This is a genomic window from Microcoleus sp. S13C4, from assembly GCF_036700865.1.
Taxonomy (GTDB): domain Bacteria; phylum Cyanobacteriota; class Cyanobacteriia; order Cyanobacteriales; family Microcoleaceae; genus Microcoleus.
The window spans coordinates 1-2,194 of sequence record NZ_JAUBPS010000154.1 but is presented as its reverse complement, the minus strand read 5'-3'; the positions used below and the strand labels follow the sequence as shown (position 1 = coordinate 2,194).

Annotated in this window: 4 protein-coding genes; 2 read left to right on the top strand and 2 right to left on the bottom strand. The window is 48.2% G+C overall.

Going from position 1 to position 2,194, the window contains the following annotated elements; all coding sequences use genetic code 11:
• Positions 1–174: 174 nt before the first annotated feature.
• Positions 175–360 carry a hypothetical protein gene (locus QT996_RS28310; RefSeq protein ID WP_333050813.1) on the bottom strand — a complete coding sequence of 62 codons (186 nt, stop codon included), beginning with the start codon at positions 358–360 and terminating at the stop codon, positions 175–177.
• Positions 357–944: a hypothetical protein gene (locus QT996_RS28305; RefSeq protein WP_333050811.1), complete on the bottom strand. Its 588-nt coding sequence runs from the start codon at positions 942–944 to the stop codon at positions 357–359. The genes QT996_RS28310 and QT996_RS28305 overlap by 4 nt, the downstream gene beginning before the upstream one ends.
• 446 nt (positions 945–1,390) lie before the next feature.
• Here QT996_RS28305 and QT996_RS28300 point away from each other — a divergent pair, with 446 nt between their 5' ends.
• Both QT996_RS28300 and QT996_RS28295 read left to right on the top strand, forming a co-directional pair.
• A complete protein-coding gene (locus tag QT996_RS28300; protein ID WP_333050809.1) occupies positions 1,391–1,612 on the top strand; it encodes a hypothetical protein in 222 nt (73 codons plus the stop codon).
• 328 nt (positions 1,613–1,940) lie between these two features.
• Positions 1,941–2,194, top strand: a 254-nt coding sequence (locus QT996_RS28295) for a hypothetical protein (protein WP_333050808.1), incomplete at its 3' end; no start/stop codon positions are given.

Here is a 2,194-nt window from a genome sequence, read left to right as displayed (position 1 = left end):
CGCTGGCATTTATAATTATGAACTTTCTTTAAAGACTAAATTAGAGATCGCCTGAGACTTTCGCAAGAGGTCTAATGGATTGTTACGCGGTTGGTTGTTAATCGGTTTGGGGTCGCTACTGGGTTGCCAACGGTGTAGCTGCTTTGTAACGACCACCCAACCATCAAAAAAAAATTATTGTCTCACCGGGACACCGAAGGATTTGGCATCCCAGATACCCCATACTTCGCGGGCAGAAGATACGGCACCTTGGATCGCTTCTGCTGGCGTGCGCCCGAAAACTACGATCTGGCGCGGTGGATTGTATTTGCGGGTGACGGTAACGCTCCACTGAAATTGATGGCTTTTGAGTGCTTTCATCGATCATCCCTCCCATCACCCGGAGAGGGTGCAGCTTCTGATGAAGCTAACAGGGAACCGGAGAGTAAGCGAATCAGCCTCAACGCTTCTGGTTCAGACATCCAAACATCTAAATATTCGAGGGAATCTTCAAACAAATCGGAGAGTTCGCATTCGTGCAGCGCTTGGAGTACCGTCGATGAATAGTGCTGGGCGTAGGTTATCGCTTCGATAAGAGCAAGCTTTTGGATGCGGTTGCAAGTGTTCAGCAGCGATTGCCAGCAAGAATGGAGTTGGCGGCTGGAGAATTGGTCGGCGATTGCTTCTACTAGGGCGATGGCTTCGGCATCGGTTGGCAAGAAATCAAAATCTTGTGGCCACTTATCGCCAAAGCATTCAACAGTACCGCACTCTTTAATGGAGCGGGTGAGCGTGTCTCTTTGGCGCAGCGAGTAAACGGCCGCTTCCATCAGAGCCCAGAGTTCTGGGTCTGCCATCGCGGACGCGGATGCCAACAGTGAAGGGTACAAAGAAGCGCTCGTCACCTTTGGCGTTGCAGCAGCAGCGGACACCTCAACCGTTATCGGTATCGGTATTTGTGTCATGATTGAAAAACCTCATTAATGTGAGTGCCGTACCCCGCCCCAGAAGATTTCCAGTCATAGGGGGCGGGGTTTGGTTTGGTTTTTTTGTCGGCCCACGAACGCCAATCTGCGAAAGTGTTGCGGGCATTGGATTTAAGGCGCTTTCAAGTTAGTTTTGGACAACAAAAGGGGTAGTTTTATGGATGACCCTTTTACGCCGACACTGACTTTGGCGTGCCTGAGTGTATAGTAACAACAGGTAAGGTACGTGTCAATATTTACCTTACATATTGAAATGGGATTCCCGCAGACAAAGTGAAACAATAGGTAAGGTATTTGTCGAGTTTTGGTGTACCTAAATAAAAAGCGAGGTAGTAAAGGGTAGAGTTTAAGAAAGTGACAACCTCCTTAACACTTGTATGCCCTCTGATAAACCTCGAATAACCCTTTACCTGGAGAAGCAGGATATGGAGCACCTAGGGGCTTGGGCTGAGAAGGAGTTTTTAACAGTACCCCAACTGACACGAGTGGTAGTTAAGCGAGCTATAGCGGAATACCTAAAACAAAACCCTTCTAATCCCCCAACCCCCAAACCGGACAGCACCCATGATTCACCCAGTGAAACTGCCCCCCCGCCAGCCACCAAAGCCAAGCGGGGCAATAAAAAGAAAACTACTAATACACCATGAATGTCGCTGAAATTAACCCGCTTTCCCTGCCATCCCTGTCAGTCTAAGCAATACGTTCGCGTATAAAATTTTAAAAGGCTGTTATCAACAAGCGACCGCCAGCAGCGATTAGACCAGACCAAAAAAAAGAGTCCGCAGTCTTTAGAAGAGACGGCAGACAAACAAATATAAAAAGTTTAAATACATCATAGTCTATTTCTGCTATTACCGCAGATTTTGCACCTTTGCACATCAACGGTAGTTACAGCAGAGCCGTCTCTTCTACATAAGCGCGGGTTTTTGCAAACAAAACCAGCACGCAGCGCTATGAGTAGCGAGAGAGGCATCTATGAACGTTGTACAGCAATTTGAATCTACCGCATATCTTTCCCCCAAACACAAGAGCCACATTGAGAGCCGGGGACTGTTGAACGAATGGAGCTTTGCCACCTGCCGAACCGTATCTGCGGATGAGGCATCAGTTTACTTGGGTTACGCGGCGAAGTCGGGCGGCATCCTATTCGTGGGTGCAGGCACACAATTTCAGTTCAGACCAGACAAGCCTTGGAAATCCTCTGGCAGTAAAAAAGCACCCAAATATCG